Consider the following 21,150-nt stretch of genomic DNA (forward strand, 5'->3'; position numbering starts at 1 on the left):
GATATGAGCGTACCTCTTACCGTCAACGGTGCCGAAAAGCTCAAGGCCGAGCTGCACCGACTGAAAACCGTGGATCGTCCCGCCGTCATCGCCGCGATCGCCGAAGCGCGCTCGCATGGTGATCTGTCCGAAAACGCCGAGTACGATGCGGCGAAGGAGCGTCAGGGTTTCATCGAAGGCCGGATTGCCGAAGTCGAAGGCAAGCTGTCGAATGCCCAGATCATCGATCCGAAGGCGCTCGACGCCGACGGCCGCATCGTGTTCGGTGCGACAGTCGATCTGGAAGACGTGGAAGCCGGCAAGCCGGTGACCTACCAGATCGTCGGGGACGACGAGGCAGACCTGAAGGCGGGCATGATTTCGGTGAATTCGCCGATCGCGCGCGCGTTGATCGGCAAGTACGCCGGCGACGTGGCCGAAGTGCAGGCCCCGGGCGGCATCCGCGAGTACGAAATCGTGGACGTGCGCTACGTCTGAGCGCAGCGCCGCGGCTCAGCGCGTCGGACGGGCGCGCGGCCTGAGCGGCTTCGTGCTGTTGCGGGCGACGCCGCGGCGATTGGCCACCGGCTTGGCCGGCGCGCTGCGCGTCGGTACCGGCTTGGCGGCAGGCGTCTTGGCAGCGCTCTTGCGCACCGGCTTCACCGGCTCGGCCGGCACGTGCAGTTCGGGGTTGGGGCGGTACAGCACCAGGATGTTGCCGATGCGCTGCACCGGCGCGGCGCCCAGCGTTTCGCAGGTTTCCGCCAGCCAGGCGTCGCGCTGTTCGCGGTCCGCGTCGAACACGCGTACCTTGATCAGCTCGTGCGACTTGAGCGCCAGTTCGATTTCCTTCAGTACCGCAGCGGTCAAGCCGTTCTGCGCGATCATCACGACCGGCTTCAGCGGGTGGGCTTGCGCGCGCAGCGCGCGGCGTTCATCGGGAGTCAGGGTCAACATGGCGTTCTTCCAGAAAGGCGCGCAAGTCTAAGCTAAGTCATGGCCAAGAACAAAACCAGCCGCCAGTGGGTACACGACCACATCAATGACCCGTATGTAAAGCAGGCGCAGGCGCAGGGCTTCCGCTCGCGCGCCGCGTTCAAGCTGATGCAGATCGACGACAAGGACCGTCTGCTCGCCCCGGGCAAGGTGGTGGTCGACCTCGGCAGCACGCCCGGCGGCTGGTCGCAGGTGGCGTCGAAGAAGGTCGGCGCGTCCGGCAAGGTGGTGGCGATAGACCTGTTGCCGATGGAACCGGTGCACGGCGTGCATTTCGTCCTCGGCGATTTCCGTGAGGACGAGGCGCTGGCCGAACTGGTGGAATCGCTGGACGGTCGTCGGGTGGACCTTGTTTTGTCCGATATGGCCCCCAACCTGTCCGGAATCGCGGTCACCGATCAGGCGAGATCCATTCATCTGCTCGAACTGGCGCTCGAATTCGCGCGCGAACACCTCAAGAGCGGCGGTGACATGCTCGTAAAAGTGTTTCAGGGCTCGGGTTTCGACGAGCTCAGACGCGAAATGGAACAACTTTTCACGTCGGTGGCTGTGCGCAAACCCGACAGTTCCCGCGACCGCAGTGCAGAGGTGTATCTTCTGTGTCGTGGCAGGCGCGGAGAGCCTGCCGCGTGACATTCAGGCGCGGGCGCGGAACATACGCGGCCGATTCCGGTCTGTCGGTGGTCGATTCGTGATGTTGCATTGATCGGACCGGTTAATCCGGTTCCGGGAATACAGAGGAAATGCCTTGAACAACATGTTCAAAAATCTTGCGATCTGGCTTGTGATCGGCATCGTGCTGATGACGGTATTCAACCAGTTCAATCAGCGCCAGGCCACGCAAGGCATGGTCGAGTACTCGGAATTCCTCGAAGAGGTGAAGGCCGGCCGGATCACCAAGGTCGAAATCCAGGGCCGTTCGCTGAACGCCCAGACCGCCGACGGCAAGCGCATCACCTCCTACGCACCGCCGCAGGACATCTGGCTGATCAGCGACCTGCTGAAGAGCAATGTCAAGGTGGTCGCCAAGCCGGAAGAGGAGCAGAGCTTCCTGATGAGCATCTTCGTGTCGTGGTTCCCGATGCTGCTGCTGATCGGCGTCTGGATCTTCTTCATGCGCCAGATGCAGGGTGGCGGCCGTGGTGGCGCCTTCTCCTTCGGCAAGTCCAAGGCACGCATGCTCGACGAGTCCACCAACACCGTCACTTTCGCCGACGTCGCCGGTTGCGACGAAGCGAAGGAAGAAGTGGGCGAACTGGTCGAATTCCTGCGTGATCCGTCCAAGTTCCAGAAGCTGGGCGGCCGCATTCCGAAGGGCGTGCTGATGGTCGGCTCGCCGGGTACCGGCAAGACGCTGCTGGCCAAGGCCATCGCCGGCGAAGCCAAGGTGCCGTTCTTCTCGATTTCGGGTTCCGATTTCGTTGAAATGTTCGTCGGTGTCGGCGCCGCCCGCGTGCGCGACATGTTCGAACAGGCCAAGAAGCAGGCGCCGTGCATCATCTTCATCGATGAAATCGACGCGGTCGGCCGCCAGCGCGGCGCCGGCCTGGGCGGTGGCAACGACGAGCGCGAACAGACGCTGAACCAGCTGCTGGTCGAAATGGATGGCTTCGAAGGCCAGACCGGCATCATCGTCATCGCGGCGACCAACCGTCCGGACGTGCTCGACCCGGCGCTGCTGCGCCCGGGTCGCTTCGACCGACAGGTCGTGGTGCCGCTGCCGGATATCCGCGGTCGCGAGCAGATCCTCGCCGTGCACATGCGCAAGGTGCCGCTGGCGCCGGACGTGAAGGCGGAAATCATCGCTCGCGGCACGCCCGGCTTCTCCGGCGCTGACCTCGCCAACCTGGTGAACGAAGCGGCGCTGTTCGCTGCGCGCGGCAACAAGCGCGTGGTCGATATGGAGGACTTCGAGCGCGCCAAGGACAAGATCATCATGGGCGCCGAACGACGCACCATGGTGATGGACGAGGAAGAGAAGAAGAACACCGCCTACCACGAGTCCGGCCACGCCATCGTCGGCATGCTGCTGCCCAAGTGCGACCCGGTGCACAAGGTCACCATCATCCCGCGCGGCCGCGCGCTGGGCGTGACCATGTCGCTGCCGGAGAAGGACCGCTACAGCTACGACAAGGACTACTGCCTGCAGCTCATTTCGATGATGCTGTCCGGCCGCATCGCCGAAGAGATCTTCATGAACCAGATGACCAACGGCGCCGCCAACGACTTCCAGCGCGCGACCGACCTGGCGCGCCGGATGGTGACGCAGTGGGGCATGTCCGATGCGATGGGCCCGATGGTGTATGGCGAGGAGGAGGGCGAGGTATTCCTCGGCCGCTCGGTCGCCACGCACCGCAACATGTCGGAAACGACGATGCAGCACGTCGATGCGGAAATCCGCAGCATCATCGACGAGCGCTACGCTGTGGCCCGCAAGCTGCTGGAAGACAACCGCGACAAGGTCGAGGCGATGACCCGGGCACTGCTGGACTTCGAAACCATTGACGCCGACCAGATCGACGACATCATGAACGACCGTCCGGTGCGCCCGCCCAAGCCGACCTCGCGTCCGCCCAAGGCGTCGTCCGACGGCGGTGCGCCGGGCGCGGCAGCGAACGCCGCAGCGCCGGCCTGACACCGACTGCAATTCAACCCACGACCGGAGGCGCTGCCTCCGGTTTTCATTTGTGACGACCATGAACACGACCTTGCACTGCGGCCCTTACCGCCTCACGCTCGATCGCCCGCTCGTGATGGGCATCATCAACGCCACGCCCGACTCCTTTTCAGGTGACGGCATCGCCTTCGACGTCGGCCGTGCGGTCGCCCAGGCCGAGAAATTCATCGCCGACGGCGCCGACATGCTGGACATCGGCGGCGAATCGACGCGGCCCGGCTCCGATCCGGTGCCGGCCGACGAGGAAATCCGCCGCGTCGTGCCGGTGATCGAGGCGCTGTCCGGTCTGGGCGTGCCGCTGTCCATCGACACCTGGAAGCCGGAAGTGATGCGCGCGGCGCTGGCGGCCGGCGCCACGCTGGTGAACGACATCAACGGCCTGCGCGCGCCCGGCGCGATCGAGGCGGTGGCAGCGACCGATGCCGGCGTCTGCATCATGCACATGCAGGGCACGCCGCAAACCATGCAGATCGATCCCCGATATGCCGATGTGTGCGCGGAAGTGACTGATTTCCTTCTGCAACAGGCCCGCGCCGCGGAAGATGCCGGCATCGCGCGCGAACGCATCATGCTCGACCCGGGGTTCGGTTTCGGAAAAACCTCCGAACACAACCTGACCCTGCTCAAGGGACTGCGTGCGTTGGCCGATTATGGTTATCCATTGCTCGTCGGTCTGTCGCGCAAGTCGGTACTGGGGCGGCTGACCGGGCGACCCGTGACTGACCGGGTGGCGGCCAGCGTGGCGGCCGCGCTGGCGTCGGTCGCGCGGGGCGCGCACATGTTGCGCGTGCACGACGTCGCAGCCACCCGCGACGCGATCGCGGTCTGGCAGGTGGCGGGCATTTTCGAACACAGATAATTTGGAGACGGAGCAGATGTCGAGACGCTATTTCGGTACGGACGGCGTACGCGGTCGGGTCGGTCAGGCGCCGATCACGCCGGATTTCGTGATGCGCCTCGGCTATGCCGCCGGCCGCGCGCTGGTGGCCACCGAACATCTGCCGGCGGGCGAACACCCCGCGGTACTGATCGGCAAGGACACCCGGGTGTCCGGCTACATGCTCGAAGCTGCGCTGGAAGCCGGCTTTGCTGCGGCCGGTGTCGACACCGTGCTGGCCAAGGTGGTGCCCACGCCGGCCGTCGCCTACCTTACCCGCGCACTGCGCTTGCAGGCGGGCGTGGTGATCAGCGCATCGCACAACCCCTTCGAAGACAACGGGATCAAGTTCTTCTCCGCCCGCGGCACCAAGCTGCCGGACGAGGTCGAACTGCAGATCGAGGCACTGCTCAACGAACCGATGGGCTGCATGGAATCGTCCCGCCTCGGCAAGGCCCGCCGCATCGAGGACGCGCCCGGCCGCTACATCGAGTTCTGCAAGAGCACCTTCCCGACCGAACTGGACCTGCGCGGCCTGAAGATCGCGCTCGACTGCGCGCACGGCGCCGCCTACAGCATCGCGCCCAAGGTGTTCCACGAACTGGGCGCCGAGGTGGTGACCGTCGGCTGCAGCCCGAACGGCATGAACATCAACGACGGCGTCGGCGCCACGGTACCGAAGTCGCTGTCCGAGGCGGTGCGCTCGACCGGCGCCGACATCGGCATCGCCCTCGACGGCGACGCCGACCGCCTGATGATGTGCGACGCCTCTGGCCGCATCTACGACGGCGACGAACTGCTCTACGTCATCGCTGCCCAGCGCCTGCGCGAAGGGCGGCTGAACGGCGTGGTCGGCACCTTGATGACCAATCTGGCGCTCGAACACGCGCTGAACGAAATGGGCGTCGGTCTGGCGCGCGCCAAGGTGGGTGACCGCTACGTGCTGGAAACACTGCACCAGCAGGGCTGGCGCCTCGGCGGCGAGAATTCGGGCCACATCATCGACCTCGACCGCCACACCACAGGTGACGGCATCGTGGCCGCGCTGCAGGTACTGGCGGCGCTGCGCGCACAGGGCATCAGCCTGGAACAGGCCTGTTCCGGTCTCAAGCTCTACCCGCAGAAGCTGGTGAACGTGAAGCTGCGCCCCGGTTTCGACTGGAAGAAGGCGCCCATCATCGACCAGACCCGCATCGAGGTCGAAAGCGAACTGGCGCAGCGCGGCCGCGTGCTGCTGCGCCCTTCGGGCACCGAGCCGCTGCTGCGCGTGATGGTCGAAGGCCAGGACGCCGCCGAAGTCGGCCGGCTGGCCCAGCGCCTGGCCCAGGTGGTCGAGTCGGCGATGGCCGCCTGACGGGCAGACGCCTCTCCCCGAAATGCCGCCACCGCATCCGCGGGGCGGCATTTTTCTTTGCTGCACCGCTTTTGTGCGCGATGCCTTCCGCGTGTAGATTTCCGCCCTTCACGACAGGGAGGACAGGACCATGCGTTTCGATACGCTCGCCATTCACGCCGGCTATTCGCCCGATCCGACCACCAAGGCGGTGGCGGTACCGATCTACCAGACCACCAGCTACGCCTTCGACGACACCCAGCACGGGGCTGATCTTTTCGACCTCAAGGTCAAGGGCAATATCTACACCCGCATCATGAACCCGACCAGCGACGTGCTGGAACAGCGCGTCGCTGCGCTGGAGGGGGGCATTGCGGCGCTGGCGCTGGCGTCCGGCCAGGCGGCGATCACCTACGCCATCATGACCATCGCCGAAGCGGGCGACAACATCGTCGCCACGTCGGCGCTGTACGGCGGTACCTACAACCTGTTCGCGCACACGCTGCCGCAATACGGCATCGAGGTGCGCTTCGTCGATGCGGCCGACCCGGCCGCGGCGGCGGCGAAGATCGACGCGCGCACCAAGGCGGTGTTCTGCGAATCGATTGGCAACCCGCTCGGCAACGTGGTCGATTTCGCCGCGTTCGCGAAGGTGGCGCACGAGGGTGGGGTGCCGCTGATCGTCGATAACACAGTGCCGTCGCCCTATCTGACGCGGCCGATCGAGCACGGTGCCGACATCGTCGTGCATTCGCTGACCAAATACATGGGCGGTCACGGCACCAGCATCGGCGGCATCATCGTCGATGGCGGCCGTTTCCCGTGGGCCGAGCACAAGACCCGCTTCCGCCGGCTGAACGAGCCGGAGGTGAGCTATCACGGCGTGATCTACACCGAAGCGCTCGGGCCGGCCGCCTACATCGGCCGCGCGCGGACGGTGCCGCTGCGCAATATGGGCGCGGCGATCTCGCCGTTCAACAGTTTCCTGATCATGCAGGGGCTGGAGACGCTGGCGCTGCGCATGGACCGCCACTGCGACAACGCGACCGCGGTCGCCCGCCACCTTTCGTCGCACCCGAAGGTCGAGTGGGTCAATTACGCAGGCCTGCCGGACCACCCCAGTCACGGCCTGGTGCAGCGCTATTTCGGCGGCAAGGCGTCCGGCCTGCTGACCTTCGGCGTCAAGGGCGGGCGCGACGCCGGGGCACGCTTCCAGGATGCGCTGAAGCTGATCACCCGGCTGGTCAATATCGGTGACGCCAAATCGCTGGCCTGCCATCCGGCCTCGACCACCCATCGCCAGCTGTCGCCGGACGAACTGAAGCGCGCCGGGGTGTCGGAAGACATGGTGCGGCTGTCGATCGGCATCGAGCACATCGACGACATCGTGGAGGACCTGGATCAGGCTCTGCAGGCCGTCTGACGACGGTCATGGGGTGGCCGGATGAATTGTTTCACCTTCACATGGGTGTAACAAAGCATTCATAAACTGCGCTTCGTCGCATCGCAACACGACGCAACCTTACGGAGAGTCCTGATGAACGTACGCAAGATCGCCACCCTGACCGCCGCTGTCGGCGCCCTGTTTGCTTCCGCATCCGCCCTGGCAGCCCCGACGCTGGTCAAGATCGACGGTTCGAGCACTGTTTTCCCGATCACCGAAGCGGTGGCGGAAGAATTTCAGAAGGCAAAGAAGGGCACCGTCCAGGTGACCGTGGGTATTTCCGGTACCGGCGGCGGTTTCAAGAAGTTCTGCCGCGGCGAGATCGACGTGTCGAACGCCTCGCGTCCCATCCTCGACAAGGAAATGGCTGACTGCAAGGCCGCCGGCATCAAGTACATCGAACTGCCGGTCGCTTTCGATGCGCTGACGCTGGTGATGAACCCGAAGAACACCTTCCTGAAGCAGATCACCGCTGCCGAGCTGAAGACCATGTGGGAACCCGCTGCCCAGGGCAAGGTCCTGAAGTGGAACCAGGTCAACGCCGCCTGGCCGGACACCGGCCTGAAGCTGTTCGGCCCGGGCGCCGATTCCGGCACCTTCGACTACTTCACCGAAGCCATCGTCGGCAAGTCCAAGTCCAGCCGTGGTGACTTCACCGCGTCGGAAGACGACAACGTGCTGGTGCAGGGCGTGTCGCGTGACGTCGGCGCGCTCGGCTACTTCGGCTTCGCCTATTACGTCGAGAACAAGGACAAGCTGAAAGCCGTGCCGGTGGTCAATCCGAAGACCGGCAAGGCGGTCGAGCCGTCGCTGGAAGCGGTGATTTCGGGCGACTACCAGCCGCTGTCGCGCCCGATCTTCATCTACGTGAATGCCGCTTCGGTCGACAAGCCGGAGGTGAAGGAATTCGTCGAGTTCTACCTGAAGAACGCCGCCGCGCTGACGAAGGAAGTGAAGTACGTGCCGCTGACTGACGCCGATTACAAGCACGCGGCCGAGAACTTCGCCAAGAAGAAGACCGGTACCGCCTTCGGTGGTCACGCCGAAGTGGGCGTCAAGGTGTCCGACCTGCTCAAGCGCGATCCGAAGGAATAAGGAGTCCGCTGCAAGGGCCCCGGGTTCGTCCCGGGGCTTTTTGTCATCTTCCGCGCGGCGGTGGATGGCGACCCGTAAAATGAGCGCCCCAACATGACCGCCCACGCCCAGACCATGTCAGCTCCTCCGTCGACTGCGCCCGATGCGGTCAGCGACCGCCTGCGCAAGCGCGCGTCCCGCCATGTGAAGGAAAGGGTGATCGAATTCATCCTGTTCACCGCGGCGTCGATTTCCGTCCTGACGACGATAGCCATCGTCTACATCCTGGTCAGCGAATCGCTGACGCTGTTCGAACATGTGTCGCTGTGGGACTTCCTGACCGACACGCAATGGACGCCGCTGTTCGACGACGCCCACTACGGCATCATGGTGCTGCTGTCGGGCACGCTCACCAGTTCATTCGTCGCACTGGCCGTGGCACTGCCGCTGGGCACCATCATCGCGATCTACCTGTCGGAGTTCGCTTCGTTCAAGACGCGTGAGATCGCCAAACCCATCCTCGAATTGCTGGGTGGCGTGCCGACCATCATCTACGGCTATTTCGCACTGATGGTGGTGACGCCGGCGTTGCAGTACCTGTTCCCTGAACTGCCCGGCTTCAGTCTGCTGTCGGCCGGTCTGGTGATGGGCATCATGATCATTCCCTACGTCAGTTCGCTGTCCGAAGACGCGATGCGCGCGGTGCCGATGAGCCTGCGCGAGGGCTCCTACGCGATGGGCGCGACCCGCCTGCAGACCGCGCTGCGCACCGTGGTGCCGGCAGCGACCTCGGGCATTGCGTCGGCCTACATCCTAGGCATTTCGCGCGCCGTCGGCGAAACCATGATCCTGGCCGTGGCGGCCGGCATGCAGCCCAACCTGACTTTCAATCCGGCCGAACCGGGGGCGACCATCACCTCCTACATCGTGCAGGTGGCGCTCGGCGACCTGCCGCACGGCTCCATCGGTTACCAGACCATCTTCGCCGCCGGTCTGACGCTGATGTTGATGACGCTTGCCTTCAATCTGCTTGGCTACTACCTGCGCAAGCGCTTCCGCGAGGTCTATTGATCCATGAACCAACAGGACATCCAGGCCATCCGGGCCATCATCACGCGCCACAAGCGCTGGGACATGCTGTTCGGTCTGCTCGGGCTGCTCGCATTGATGATCGGCGTGCTCACGCTGACCGTGCTGTTCGCCGACATGGCGATCAAGGGGGCGGCGCGTATCGACTATGACTTCCTGACCAATTTCCCGTCGCGTCGCGCCGGCAGCGCCGGCATCCTGTCGGCCTGGGTCGGCACCATACTGGTGATGCTGGTGACCGCCTTCTCGGCGGTGCCGCTGGGCGTGGCGGCCGGCATCTATCTGGAAGAGTACGCGCCGAAGAACTGGGTCACCGACATCATCGAAATCAACGTGACCAACCTCGCGGGCGTGCCGTCCATCGTCTATGGCCTGCTGGCGCTGGGGCTGTTCGTGTACAAGTTCGGCTTCGGTCAGTCCATCCTGTCGGCCGGCCTGACGCTGGGCCTGCTCATCCTGCCGGTGGTCATCGTGGCGACGCGCGAATCGATCCGTGCGATTCCGCAGATGGTGCGCGAGGGTGCGTACGCCTGCGGCGCAACGACCTGGCAGACGGTGCGCGATCACATCGTGCCGTATTCGAGCGCCGGCATCCTGACCGGCGTCATCATCGGCATGGCACGTGCGATCGGCGAAACGGCGCCCATCATCACCATCGGCGCGCTCACCTTCATCGCCTTCCTGCCGCCGGCGCCGGTGACCGACGTGTTCCCCTTCATCAACTTCGAATGGCTGACGGCGCCCTTCACCGTGATGCCGATCCAGATGTTCAACTGGACCTCGCGTCCGGAAGCGGCTTTCCAGGTCAATGCCGCTGCGGCCGGCTTCATCCTGGTCTTCATGACGCTGGCGATGAATGGCGTAGCGATCTGGCTGCGCTACCGCCTGCGCCGCAACATCAAGTGGTAAGCCGATCATCCGCACCGTATACAACCTTCACGAGAATCCGACCATGATCACTGCGACCGATGTGCGCTCCGCTGCCAAGGCCGAAGTCAAGAATCTGAATTTCCACTACGGTGCCTTCCATGCGCTGAAGGGCATCAACATGCCGGTGCACGAGAAGAAGGTGACTGCGCTGATCGGCCCGTCAGGTTGCGGCAAGTCGACGCTGCTGCGCTGTTTCAACCGCATGCACGACCTGTATCCGGGCAACCGCTACGACGGCAAGATCCTGCTGCACCCGGACAACACCAATCTGCTCGACGACGACGTCGATCCGATCGAGGTGCGCATGCGCATCAGCATGGTGTTCCAGAAGCCGAACCCCTTCCCCAAGTCGATCTACGAGAACGTGGCCTACGGCCTGCGTGTGCGCGGCGAAAAGCGTCGCTCGGTGATCGACGAGCGGGTGGAGCAGGCGCTGCGCGGTGCGGCGCTGTGGGACGAAGTGAAGAACCGCCTGAACGAGCTGGGCGCCAATCTGTCCGGCGGCCAGCAGCAGCGTCTGTGCATCGCACGCGCGCTGGCGACCGATCCGGAAATCATCCTGTTCGACGAGCCGACCTCGGCGCTCGACCCGATCGCCACCGCCAGCATCGAAGAGCTGGTGACCGAGCTGAAGGACAAGGTGACCATCCTCATCGTCACCCACAACATGCAGCAGGCGGCGCGGGTATCTGACTACACCGCCTACATGTATATGGGCGAGCTGGTCGAGTTCGGCCTGACCGACCAGATCTTCATCAAGCCGCAGAAGAAGGAAACCGAGGACTACATCACCGGCCGCTTCGGCTGATCCTAGCCCCGCCGTCTGCCGAGCCCCGGATTTTTGCGCTGCGATGCGCTAGAATCCGGGGTTTTGCTTTTGGCGCGCGAGCGTTTTGGCGATGCGAAAACTGGTCGTAGGCAACTGGAAGATGCATGGCGGGCTGGACGCCAATGCGGCGCTGCTCGGTGCGCTGCGCGAAGCAGGCGGGCAGGGATGTCCGTCGGCGGTGTGCGTGCCCTTCCCCTATCTGCAGCAGGCGAAGTCGCTGCTCGAAGGTTCGGCCATTGCGTGGGGCGCACAGGATCTGAGCGAGCACGCGGTCGGCGCCTATACCGGCGAAGTGTCCGGTGCGATGCTGAACGACTTCGGGTGCCGTTACGTCATCGTCGGTCATTCTGAACGGCGCGCGCTGTTCGGCGACACCGACGAGCGTGTCGCCGCCAAGGTCGATGCCGCGCTCGCCGTCAAGCTGCAGCCCATCCTGTGCGTCGGCGAAACGCTGGACGAACGCGAGGGCGGGGTCACCGAAGCCGTGGTCGAGCGTCAGCTCAAGGCGGTGTTCGAGCGCGGTGGCGCGGCGGCACTGGCTGCCTGCGTGATCGCCTACGAACCCGTGTGGGCCATCGGCACCGGCAAGACGGCGACGCCGGCTCAGGCGCAGGCGGTGCATGCCTTCATCCGCGGGCGACTGGCCGCGTGGTGCGGTGCCGACGTCGCCGCGCGCGCGACGATTCTTTACGGCGGCAGTGTCAAGCCGCAGAACGCCGCCGAGCTTTTCGGTCAGGCGGATATCGATGGTGGACTTATTGGCGGTGCGTCGCTGGTGGCCGGGGATTTCCTCGCCATCGTGGCCGCTGCAGCATCCTGAGGTGATTTGATGGGTATCGTTTTTTCGCTTGTGCTGTCGGTCCACGTGCTGGTCGGCATCGGTGTCATCGTTCTGGTACTGCTGCAGCATGGCAAGGGCGCCGACATGGGTGCCGCCTTCGGCAGTGGTGCTTCGGGCAGCCTGTTCGGTTCGTCCGGTTCGGCGAACTTCCTGAGCCGCACGACCGCTGCGCTCGCTGCAGTGTTCTTCTGCACCAGTCTTGCGCTGAGCTATATGGCGACCAATCAGCCGAAGTCGGGTGCCAGTTCGGTCATCGATGCGGCCAAGACTGTCACCGTTCCCGCTACACCTGACGCACCGCAACAACCGGCTGCAACGCCCGCCCAGCCTGATTCCAAGGCGGCGGATATTCCCAAGTAAGTCCGCATTGGTCGTGAAACGCGCTATACTCCGCGCGTTTCACGCTGCAGTGCAACGTGGTGCGCAGCCGATCGGTAGTGCGCCGTGAGCCGGCCCCGGATTACTCCCCGTGCCGCCGGAAATGATTTCACGCATGAATAACCCGTCATGTTGATCGAATACTTTCCGATCCTTCTGTTCATTCTCATCGGCATCGGTTTCGGTTTCGTGCCGATGATCGCCGGCAAGCTGGTCGGCCCCAGCCGCCCGGATCCCGACAAGCTCTCCCCCTACGAGTGCGGCTTCGAAGCGTTCGAAGACACGCGCATGAAGTTCGACGTGCGCTACTACCTCGTGGCCATCCTGTTCATCCTGTTCGACCTGGAAATCGCCTTCCTCTTCCCGTGGGCCATCGTGCTCGAAGAGATCGGCATGTTCGGTTTTGTCGCGATGATGATTTTCCTCGGCATTCTGGTCGTGGGTTTCGTCTACGAATGGAAGAAGGGCGCGCTGGACTGGGAGTGATCCTGCCAGGCGGTCGGGCGTTTGCCCAATTAAGTTATTACGACGGATTGATCGATGAGCATTGAAGGCGTTCTTCAGGAAGGCTTCGTCACGACTCAGCTCGACAAGCTGATCAACTGGACCCGCACCGGCTCCCTGTGGCCGATGACCTTCGGTCTGGCTTGCTGTGCTGTCGAGATGATGCAGGCGGGTGCTTCGCGTTACGACCTCGACCGCTTCGGCATCGTGTTTCGCCCCAGCCCCCGGCAGTCCGATCTGATGATCGTGGCCGGGACGCTGTGCAACAAGATGGCGCCGGCGCTGCGTCGCGTCTATGACCAGATGCCCGAGCCGCGCTGGGTGCTGTCGATGGGCTCCTGTGCCAACGGCGGCGGCTACTACCATTACTCCTACTCGGTGGTGCGCGGCTGCGACCGCATCGTGCCGGTCGACGTCTATGTGCCGGGCTGTCCGCCGACGGCCGAGGCGCTGATCTACGGTCTGATGCAGCTGCAGAACAAGATCCGCCGCACCAGCACCATCGCCCGCTGAACGTCATGAGCACACGCATTGAATCCCTGCGCGACGCGCTGACGGCGCAGTTCGGCGACAAGATCCGCACTGCTGCCGTCGAACTGGGCGAGCTGACCATCGAGGTCGGCGCCGACGACTACCACGACATCGCGGTCGCACTGCGCGATCACGCCGATACGCCGTTCGAACAGCTGATCGACCTCTGCGGCCTCGATCTGTCGACGCACGCCACCCGCTCGTCGGGCGCGCGCTACGCGGTCGTCGTGCATCTGATGTCGATCGCCGCCAACCTGCGCCTGCGCCTGCGCGCCTTCGTGTCGGACGAGGACTTTCCGGTCATCGCCTCGGTGAACGACGTGTGGCCGGCGGCCAACTGGTTCGAGCGCGAAGCCTTCGACCTGTTCGGCATCATGTTCGCCGGCCATGGCGACCTGCGCCGCCTGCTGACCGATTACGGTTTCGTCGGTCACCCCTTCCGCAAGGACTTCCCGATTTCGGGTCACGTCGAAATGCGCTACGACCCGGAAACCAAGCGGGTCATCTACCAGCCGGTCACCATCGCACCGCGCGAAGTCACGCCGCGCGTCGTGCGCGAAGAAAACTACGGGGACGTCGGCCATGGCTGAGATCCGCAACTACACGATGAACTTCGGGCCGCAGCATCCGGCGGCCCACGGCGTGCTGCGCCTGGTGCTCGAACTGGACGGCGAAGTCGTCCAGCGCGCCGACCCGCACATCGGTCTGCTGCACCGTGCGACCGAGAAGCTGGCCGAAACCCGCACCTGGGTGCAGAGCGTGCCTTACATGGACCGTCTCGACTACGTGTCGATGATGTGCAACGAGCACGCCTACTGCATGGCGATCGAGAAGCTGCTGCAGATCGACGTGCCGGAGCGTGCGCAGTACATCCGCGTCATGTTCGACGAGATCACCCGCATCCTGAACCACCTGCTGTGGCTTGGCGCGCACGCGCTCGACGTCGGCGCGATGACGGTGTTCCTGTACGCCTTCCGCGAGCGCGAAGACCTGATGGACGCCTATGAGGCGGTGTCAGGCGCACGCATGCACGCGGCCTACTATCGTCCGGGTGGCGTCTATCGCGATCTGCCGGACACGATGCCGCAGTACCAGGCGAACAAGTTCAAGAACGCCGAGGCGATCAAACGCCTGAACGAGAACCGCAGCGGTTCGATGCTCGACTTCCTGCAGGATTTCACCGACCGCTTCCCGCGCTATGTCGATGAGTACGAAACCCTGCTCACCGACAACCGCATCTGGAAGCAGCGTCTGGTCGACATCGGCATCGTGACGCCGGAACGTGCCAAGGCGCTGGGCTTCACCGGCCCGATGCTGCGTGGTTCGGGCATTGCCTGGGACCTGCGCAAGAAGCAGCCGTACGAAGTCTACGACCGCATGGATTTCGACATCCCGGTCGGCACCAATGGCGACAGCTACGACCGCTATCTGGTCCGCATCGAGGAGATGCGCCAGTCCAACCGCATCATCCGTCAGTGCATCGACTGGCTGCGCAAGAACCCGGGCCCGGTCATCAGCCCCAACCACAAGGTTGCACCGCCGTCGCGCGAAGCGATGAAGGGCAATATGGAAGAGCTGATCCACCACTTCAAGCTGTTCACCGAAGGCATCCACGTGCCGGAAGGCGAGTGCTATGCGGCGGTGGAGCACCCGAAGGGCGAGTTCGGCATCTACGCGATGTCGGACGGCGCCAACAAGCCCTACCGCCTGAAAATCCGCGCGCCCGGTTTCGCACACCTGGCGGCGATGGATGAAATGTCCCGCGGACACATGATCTCCGACGTCGTCGCCATCATCGGCACGATGGACATCGTGTTCGGCGAGATTGACCGATAAGCATCCGGTGAGCATGGACAGAATGAGTTTCTCGCTGAGTGAAGCGTCGCGCGCGGCGATCGACCGCGAAGTCGCGAAGTACCCCGAAGGCCAGGCGATCTCCGCCGTGATGGCCGGCCTGCGCATCGCGCAGGAACAGAACGGCTGGCTGTCGCCGGAGGCGATCGAAGCCGTGGCCCTGCATCTGAACATCCCGCCGATGGCGGCGATGGAAGTGGCCACCTTCTACAACATGTACGACGTGAAGCCGGTCGGTCGCTGGAAGATCACCGTCTGCACGAATCTGCCCTGTGCGCTGTCCGGCGGCGAGCAGGCCGCCGAGTACGTGAAGGAGAAACTCGGCATCGGTTTCAACGAAACCACCGCCGACGGCCGCTTCACGCTGAAGGAAGGCGAGTGCATGGGTGTGTGCGGCGACGCGCCGGCCATCATCGTGAACAACACGCGTCTGTGCAGCTGGATGAGCCGCGAGAAGATCGACGCACTGCTGGACGAACTGAAATGACTACCCCCACGCTCATTGCATTCGCTGCCCCCCGAGGGGGCTTCAGCACTCTTGAGACGGCTCTGCGAGTACTGAAATGAACGCCCCTGAGAACCCGCAAGCCATCCTGCTCGCCGGCCTCGACGGCGACAACACCTGGGGCATCGAGCACTACATCAAGCGCGGCGGCTATTCGGCGCTGCGCAAGATTCTCGAATCCGGCATGACGGCGGACCAGATCATCGCCGAGGTGAAGAAATCGGACCTGCGCGGCCGTGGCGGCGCTGGTTTCCCGACCGGCCTGAAGTGGAGCTTCATGCCGCGCCAGTTCCCGATGGACAAGTACGTCGTCTGCAACTCGGACGAAGGCGAACCGGGCACCTTCAAGGACCGCGACCTGCTGCGCTACAACCCGCACCTGGTCATCGAGGGCATGGCCATCGCCGGTTTCGTGATGGGCTGCACCCGCGGCTACAACTACATCCACGGCGAAGTTTTCTCGCTGTACCAGCGCTTCGAGGAAGCGCTGGCCGAAGCGCGCGCTGCCGGCTTCATTGGCAAGAACATCCTCGGCAAGGGCTTCGATTTCGACCTGTTCGCGCACCATGGCTGGGGCGCCTACATCTGCGGCGAAGAAACCGCGCTGCTCGAATCGATCGAAGGCAAGAAGGGCCAGCCGCGTTTCAAGCCGCCTTTCCCGGCCAGTCACGGCCTGTACGGCAAGCCGACCACGATCAACAACACGGAAACCTTCGCGGCCATTCCGTGGATCATCAACAACGGCGGCGAGGCCTTCCAGTCGCTGGGCAAACCGAACAACGGCGGCACCAAGATCTTCTCGGTGTCCGGCCACGTCAATCGCCCGGGCGTCTATGAAATCCCGCTCGGCACGCCGTTCGCGGCGCTGCTCGAAATGTGCGGCGGCATGCGCGGTGGTCGCAAGCTGAAGGCGGTCATTCCCGGCGGTTCGTCGGCACCGGTGCTGCCGGCCGACATCATGATGGACTGCACGATGGACTATGACTCCATCTCCAAGGCCGGCTCGATGCTCGGCTCCGGCGCGGTCATCGTGATGGACGAAACCACCTGCATGGTGAAGTCGCTGGAGCGTCTGTCCTACTTCTATCACGAGGAATCCTGCGGCCAGTGCACGCCCTGCCGCGAAGGCACCGGCTGGCTGTACCGCATGGTGCATCGCATCGAGCACGGCCAGGGCCGCCCGGACGACCTCGACACGCTGGACAACGTCGCCAGCAACATCGCCGGCCGCACCATCTGCGCGCTGGGCGACGCCGCCGCTTTCCCGGTGAAGAGCTTCATCAAGCACTTCCGGTCCGAATTTGAGTATCACGTCGAGCACAAGCACTGCCTCGTCCCGCTGGACGTGCAGCGCGAAGGCAGCCGCATTTACGTGGAACACGCAGCATGCTAGAGATCGAGATCGACGGCCAGAAGCTGGAAGTGCCGGACGGCAGCACCGTGATGGATGCGGCCAACCGTCTGGGCATGCACATTCCGCACTTCTGCTATCACAAGAAACTGTCCATCGCCGCCAACTGCCGGATGTGTCTGGTGCAGGTCGAGCGCGCGCCGAAGCCGCTGCCCGCGTGTGCCACGCCGGTCACCAACGGCATGAAGGTGCAGACGCATTCCGACCAGGCCATCACCGCGCAGAAGGGCGTGATGGAGTTCCTGCTGATCAATCACCCGCTGGACTGCCCGATCTGCGATCAGGGCGGCGAATGCCAGTTGCAGGATCTCGCCGTGGGTTACGGTGCGTCGGCCTCCCGCTACCAGGAAGAGAAGCGGGTGGTGATGAACAAGGATCTCGGTCCGCTGATTTCGACCGACATGACCCGCTGCATCCACTGCACCCGCTGCGTGCGCTTCGGCCAGGAAATCGCCGGCGTCATGGAGCTGGGCATGGCCAACCGCGGCGAACATTCGGAAATCATGACCTTCGTCGGTCACACCGTCGATTCCGAACTGTCGGGCAACATGATCGACCTGTGCCCGGTCGGCGCGCTGACGTCCAAGCCCTTCCGTTATTCCGCCCGTACCTGGGAACTGTCGCGCCGCAAGACCGTGAGTCCGCACGACAGCCTGGGCACCAATCTCGTCGTCCAGATCAAGCACGACGAAGTGAAGCGCGTGCTGCCTCTGGAGAACGAAGAGGTCAACGAGTGCTGGATTTCCGACCGTGACCGCTTCTCCTACGAAGCGCTGAACAGCGACGATCGTCTGACCACGCCGATGATCAAGCAGGACGGCAAGTGGATCGAGGTCGATTGGCAGACCGCGCTCGAATACGCCGCCAACAGCCTGAAGCGCGTCGCCGACGAACACGGCGCCGCAAAGATCGGCATGCTGGCCGCGCCGTACTCGACGACCGAAGAACTCTATCTGGGCGCGCAACTGATGCGCGGCCTTGGTGGTGGCAACATCGACCACCGTCTGCGCCAGACCGATTTCGGTCTGGACGGCAAGCTGGCCGGCATCCCCTGGCTGGGCATGAAGGTGGCCGACGTATCGAAGCTGTCCGCAGCGCTGGTCGTCGGCAGCTTCCTGCGCAAAGATCACCCGCTGATGGCGCAGCGCCTGCGTCAGGCGGCCCGTCGCGGCACCCGCGTCAGCGCGCTCGGCGTCAGCAATGAAGACTGGCTGATGACCACGTTCGCACGTGTCACCGTCGCGCCGTCGGCACTGGCCGGCGAACTGGCCGCGCTGGTCAAGGCCGCGGCCGACATCCGCGGCGTCGCCGTGCCCGCCGGTGCTGAATCGGCCGAAGTGTCGGATGCGGCTCGCCGCACTGCACAGAGTCTGTGCGACGACGGCGAACGCGCCATCTTCCTCGGTTCCGTCGTCCAGCAGCACCCGGACGCCGCCGGCCTGCACGCACTGGCGCAGGAACTGGCGCGTCTGACCGGCGCCACGCTGGGTTATCTGGGCGAAGCCGCGAACAGCGTCGGCGCTGCCGCCGTTGGTGCGCAATCCGGCCTGAACGCGCAGCAGATGCTGCTCGGCGGCCTGCGCGCCTATGTGCTGCTGCACACCGAACCCGAAGTCGATGCGGCCAATGCGCCGATGGCGGTCGAGGCGCTGAAGGGCGCCGACACGGTCATCGTCATGTCGCCGTTCAAGACCGGTCTGGACTACGCCGACTGTCTGCTGCCGGTGTCGCCCTTCACCGAAACCTCCGGCACCTATGTGAGCTGCGAAGGCCGCATCCAGAGCTTCCACGCCGTCGTGCGTCCGAAGGGCGAAACCCGTCCGGCGTGGAAGGTGCTGCGCGTGCTCGGCAGCATGCTCGAACTGGGCGGTTTCAAGTTCGATTCGTCGGAAGCCGTGCGTGACGAAGCGCTGGCCGGTGCCAATGGCTGGCTGCCCGAGTACAAGCTGGACAACACGGCGAGCGATGTCGCGTTCGCGCGTCCGTCCTCGGTGAGTGGCCTGCAGCGCATCGCCGATTTCCCGATCTACCGCAACGACGCGCTGGTGCGTCGCGCACCGGCACTGGCTGCCGCGCGCGATTCAGCCGCGCCGACGGCCTGCGTGAATGCGGCAACGGCCGCAGCGCACGGCCTGACCGAGACGAAGCGCGTCCGCGTGCGCGGTTCGGCCTGGTCGTGTGAACTCGATCTGGCGCTGGATGACACCGTGCCGGCAGGCTGCGTGCGCGTGTCGGCCGGCTGGCCGCAGACCGCGCCGCTGGGCACGCTGTCCGGCATCCTGAACGTGGAGGCCCTGTAATGGACGCGCTGCTGCAACCCGTGCAGGACCTGCTCGGCGCCGCCTGGGTGCCGGTGTGGACCCTGGTCAAGATCTTCGCGATCATCCTGCCGCTGATGGGCTGTGTCGCCTACCTGACGCTGGCCGAGCGCAAGATCATCGGCTGGATGCAGGTGCGCAACGGTCCGAACCGCGTCACCTTCTTCGGCATCAAGGCGCTGGGCGGTCTGGCTCAGCCGATCGCCGACGGCCTGAAGCTGTTGTTCAAGGAAATCGTGCTGCCGTCGGCATCGAGCAAGACGCTGTTCGTGCTCGCACCGGTGCTGGCGCTTGCGCCGTCGCTGGCCGCTTGGGCGGTGATCCCGTTCAACGACGGTCTGGTGCTGGCCGACATCAATGCCGGTCTGCTCTACATCATGGCCATCACGTCGATGGGCGTGTACGGCGTCATCATCGCCGGCTGGGCGTCGAACTCGAAGTACGCCTTCCTCGGCAGCCTGCGTTCGGCGGCGCAGATCGTCGCCTACGAAATCGCCATGGGCTTCGCGCTGGTGACCGTGCTGATGGTGTCGCAGAGCCTGAACCTGTCGGACATCGTGCGCGGGCAGGGCGAGGGCATGTTCGCCAACATGGGCCTGGGCGTGCTGTCGTGGAACTGGCTGCCGCTGTTCCCGATGTTCATCGTCTACTTCATCGCCGGCGTGGCAGAAACCAACCGCTCGCCGTTCGACGTGGTGGAAGGCGAGTCGGAAATCGTGGCCGGTCACATGATCGAATACTCGGGCATGGCGTTCGCGCTGTTCTTCCTGGCCGAATACGCCAACATGATCCTGATCGCGACGCTGACCTCGATCATGTTCCTCGGCGGCTGGCTGTCGCCGGTCGGCTTCCTGCCGGACGGTTTCCACTGGCTGGCAGCGAAGAGCGCTTTCTGCCTGTTCTTCTTCCTGTGGCTGCGCGCGACCTTCCCGCGCTACCGCTATGACCAGATCATGCGTCTGGGCTGGAAGGTTTTCATCCCGGTCACCATCGTGTGGCTCGTGTTCATCGGCGGCTGGATGATGTCTCCGCTGTCGATCTGGAAGTAAGGGACGCGTTATGGGTTCGATGAGAGATTTGTTCGGCGGGCTGATGCTGACCGAACTGGTGAAGGGCATGGCACTGACCGGCCGTCACCTGTTCGCGCGCAAGATCACCCTGCAGTTTCCGGAAGAGAAGACGCCGCAGTCGCCGCGTTTCCGCGGTCTGCACGCACTGCGCCGCTATCCGAACGGCGAGGAGCGCTGCATCGCCTGCAAGCTGTGCGAGGCGGTGTGCCCGGCGATGGCCATCACCATCGAGTCGGATCAGCGCGACGACGGCACCCGTCGTACCACGCGTTACGACATCGACCTGACCAAGTGCATCTTCTGCGGTTTCTGCGAAGAAGCCTGTCCGGTCGACGCCATCGTCGAAACGCGCGTGCTCGAGTACCACGGTGAAAAGCGCGGCGACCTGTACTACACCAAGCAGATGCTGCTGGCCGTTGGCGACCGCTATGAAACGCAGATCGCCAAGGACAGGGAAGCGGACTCGAAATACCGCTGATGGCCGGGCCCGCGCGAGCGGGCAGGGCTCAA

The 21,150-nt window shown here is 64.3% G+C and carries 22 protein-coding genes; 21 read left to right on the forward strand and 1 reads right to left on the reverse strand.

Annotation, left to right across the window (positions count from 1 at the left end; all coding sequences use genetic code 11):
* The first annotated feature begins 3 nt into the window (after window positions 1-3).
* On the forward strand, window positions 4-477 hold the full coding sequence (greA, locus tag METFAM1_RS0100560; protein WP_019917505.1) for a transcription elongation factor GreA: 474 nt from the start codon (window positions 4-6) through the stop codon (window positions 475-477).
* A gap of 15 nt (window positions 478-492) precedes the next feature.
* Here the strand turns inward: greA and METFAM1_RS0100565 are convergent, their stop codons facing one another.
* Window positions 493-936: a YhbY family RNA-binding protein gene (locus METFAM1_RS0100565; RefSeq protein WP_019917506.1), complete on the reverse strand. Its 444-nt coding sequence runs from the start codon at window positions 934-936 to the stop codon at window positions 493-495.
* 39 nt (window positions 937-975) lie between these two features.
* Between METFAM1_RS0100565 and METFAM1_RS0100570 the strand changes: the two genes are divergently transcribed.
* The 20 genes from METFAM1_RS0100570 (at window position 976) to nuoI (ending at window position 21,118) form a co-directional block, all read left to right on the forward strand.
* Window positions 976-1,608: an RlmE family RNA methyltransferase gene (locus tag METFAM1_RS0100570; protein ID WP_019917507.1), complete on the forward strand. Its 633-nt coding sequence runs from the start codon at window positions 976-978 to the stop codon at window positions 1,606-1,608.
* 115 nt (window positions 1,609-1,723) lie between these two features.
* Window positions 1,724-3,610, forward strand: coding sequence for an ATP-dependent zinc metalloprotease FtsH (gene ftsH / locus METFAM1_RS0100575; protein WP_019917509.1), 1,887 nt, complete (start codon window positions 1,724-1,726; stop codon window positions 3,608-3,610).
* A gap of 61 nt (window positions 3,611-3,671) precedes the next feature.
* The gene (gene folP / locus METFAM1_RS0100580) at window positions 3,672-4,511 is read left to right on the forward strand and encodes a dihydropteroate synthase (RefSeq protein WP_019917510.1); all 840 of its coding nucleotides are present in this window, start codon (window positions 3,672-3,674) and stop codon (window positions 4,509-4,511) included.
* A 16-nt stretch (window positions 4,512-4,527) separates the two neighbouring features.
* Window positions 4,528-5,883 (forward strand): phosphoglucosamine mutase, encoded by a 1,356-nt coding sequence (gene glmM, locus METFAM1_RS0100585; protein WP_019917511.1) that lies wholly within the window; start codon window positions 4,528-4,530, stop codon window positions 5,881-5,883.
* A 130-nt stretch (window positions 5,884-6,013) separates the two neighbouring features.
* Entirely contained in the window at window positions 6,014-7,285 is a 1,272-nt protein-coding gene (locus tag METFAM1_RS0100590; RefSeq protein WP_019917512.1) for an O-acetylhomoserine aminocarboxypropyltransferase/cysteine synthase family protein, read from the forward strand.
* A gap of 114 nt (window positions 7,286-7,399) precedes the next feature.
* Entirely contained in the window at window positions 7,400-8,401 is a 1,002-nt protein-coding gene (locus METFAM1_RS0100595; protein WP_019917513.1) for a PstS family phosphate ABC transporter substrate-binding protein, read from the forward strand.
* Between the two features lie 93 nt (window positions 8,402-8,494).
* Window positions 8,495-9,451, forward strand: coding sequence for a phosphate ABC transporter permease subunit PstC (gene pstC / locus METFAM1_RS0100600; protein ID WP_019917514.1), 957 nt, complete (start codon window positions 8,495-8,497; stop codon window positions 9,449-9,451).
* A gap of 3 nt (window positions 9,452-9,454) precedes the next feature.
* Window positions 9,455-10,378: a phosphate ABC transporter permease PstA gene (gene pstA, locus METFAM1_RS0100605; protein WP_019917515.1), complete on the forward strand. Its 924-nt coding sequence runs from the start codon at window positions 9,455-9,457 to the stop codon at window positions 10,376-10,378.
* A gap of 43 nt (window positions 10,379-10,421) precedes the next feature.
* The gene (gene pstB / locus METFAM1_RS0100610; RefSeq protein WP_019917517.1) at window positions 10,422-11,207 is read left to right on the forward strand and encodes a phosphate ABC transporter ATP-binding protein PstB; all 786 of its coding nucleotides are present in this window, start codon (window positions 10,422-10,424) and stop codon (window positions 11,205-11,207) included.
* A gap of 91 nt (window positions 11,208-11,298) precedes the next feature.
* Window positions 11,299-12,048, forward strand: coding sequence for a triose-phosphate isomerase (tpiA, locus tag METFAM1_RS0100615; RefSeq protein ID WP_019917518.1), 750 nt, complete (start codon window positions 11,299-11,301; stop codon window positions 12,046-12,048).
* A 9-nt stretch (window positions 12,049-12,057) separates the two neighbouring features.
* Window positions 12,058-12,429, forward strand: a complete 372-nt coding sequence (secG, locus tag METFAM1_RS0100620; protein ID WP_019917520.1) for a preprotein translocase subunit SecG — start codon at window positions 12,058-12,060, stop codon at window positions 12,427-12,429.
* Between the two features lie 147 nt (window positions 12,430-12,576).
* A complete protein-coding gene (locus METFAM1_RS0100625) occupies window positions 12,577-12,933 on the forward strand; it encodes an NADH-quinone oxidoreductase subunit A (protein WP_019917521.1) in 357 nt (118 codons plus the stop codon).
* Window positions 12,934-12,987: 54 nt separating this feature from the next.
* Window positions 12,988-13,464 carry a NuoB/complex I 20 kDa subunit family protein gene (locus tag METFAM1_RS0100630; protein ID WP_008058281.1) on the forward strand — a complete coding sequence of 159 codons (477 nt, stop codon included), beginning with the start codon at window positions 12,988-12,990 and terminating at the stop codon, window positions 13,462-13,464.
* Between the two features lie 5 nt (window positions 13,465-13,469).
* The gene (locus METFAM1_RS0100635) at window positions 13,470-14,072 is read left to right on the forward strand and encodes an NADH-quinone oxidoreductase subunit C (RefSeq protein ID WP_019917524.1); all 603 of its coding nucleotides are present in this window, start codon (window positions 13,470-13,472) and stop codon (window positions 14,070-14,072) included.
* Complete coding sequence (locus METFAM1_RS0100640; protein ID WP_019917525.1) at window positions 14,065-15,318, forward strand: NADH-quinone oxidoreductase subunit D; 1,254 nt, start codon at window positions 14,065-14,067, stop codon at window positions 15,316-15,318. The genes METFAM1_RS0100635 and METFAM1_RS0100640 overlap by 8 nt, the downstream gene beginning before the upstream one ends.
* Before the next feature lie 22 nt (window positions 15,319-15,340).
* Entirely contained in the window at window positions 15,341-15,823 is a 483-nt protein-coding gene (gene nuoE, locus METFAM1_RS0100645; protein WP_019917526.1) for an NADH-quinone oxidoreductase subunit NuoE, read from the forward strand.
* A 76-nt stretch (window positions 15,824-15,899) separates the two neighbouring features.
* On the forward strand, window positions 15,900-17,234 hold the full coding sequence (nuoF, locus tag METFAM1_RS0100650; RefSeq protein ID WP_019917527.1) for an NADH-quinone oxidoreductase subunit NuoF: 1,335 nt from the start codon (window positions 15,900-15,902) through the stop codon (window positions 17,232-17,234).
* Window positions 17,228-19,552, forward strand: a complete 2,325-nt coding sequence (gene nuoG, locus METFAM1_RS0100655; RefSeq protein WP_019917528.1) for an NADH-quinone oxidoreductase subunit NuoG — start codon at window positions 17,228-17,230, stop codon at window positions 19,550-19,552. Before nuoF ends, nuoG begins: the two co-directional genes overlap by 7 nt.
* Window positions 19,552-20,619, forward strand: a complete 1,068-nt coding sequence (nuoH, locus tag METFAM1_RS0100660) for an NADH-quinone oxidoreductase subunit NuoH (protein WP_019917529.1) — start codon at window positions 19,552-19,554, stop codon at window positions 20,617-20,619. The genes nuoG and nuoH overlap by 1 nt, the downstream gene beginning before the upstream one ends.
* A gap of 19 nt (window positions 20,620-20,638) precedes the next feature.
* Window positions 20,639-21,118 (forward strand): NADH-quinone oxidoreductase subunit NuoI, encoded by a 480-nt coding sequence (gene nuoI / locus METFAM1_RS0100665; RefSeq protein WP_198291215.1) that lies wholly within the window; start codon window positions 20,639-20,641, stop codon window positions 21,116-21,118.
* The last annotated feature ends 32 nt before the right edge of the window (window positions 21,119-21,150 follow it).

The organism is Methyloversatilis discipulorum, assembly GCF_000527135.1.
Classification (GTDB): domain Bacteria; phylum Pseudomonadota; class Gammaproteobacteria; order Burkholderiales; family Rhodocyclaceae; genus Methyloversatilis; species Methyloversatilis discipulorum.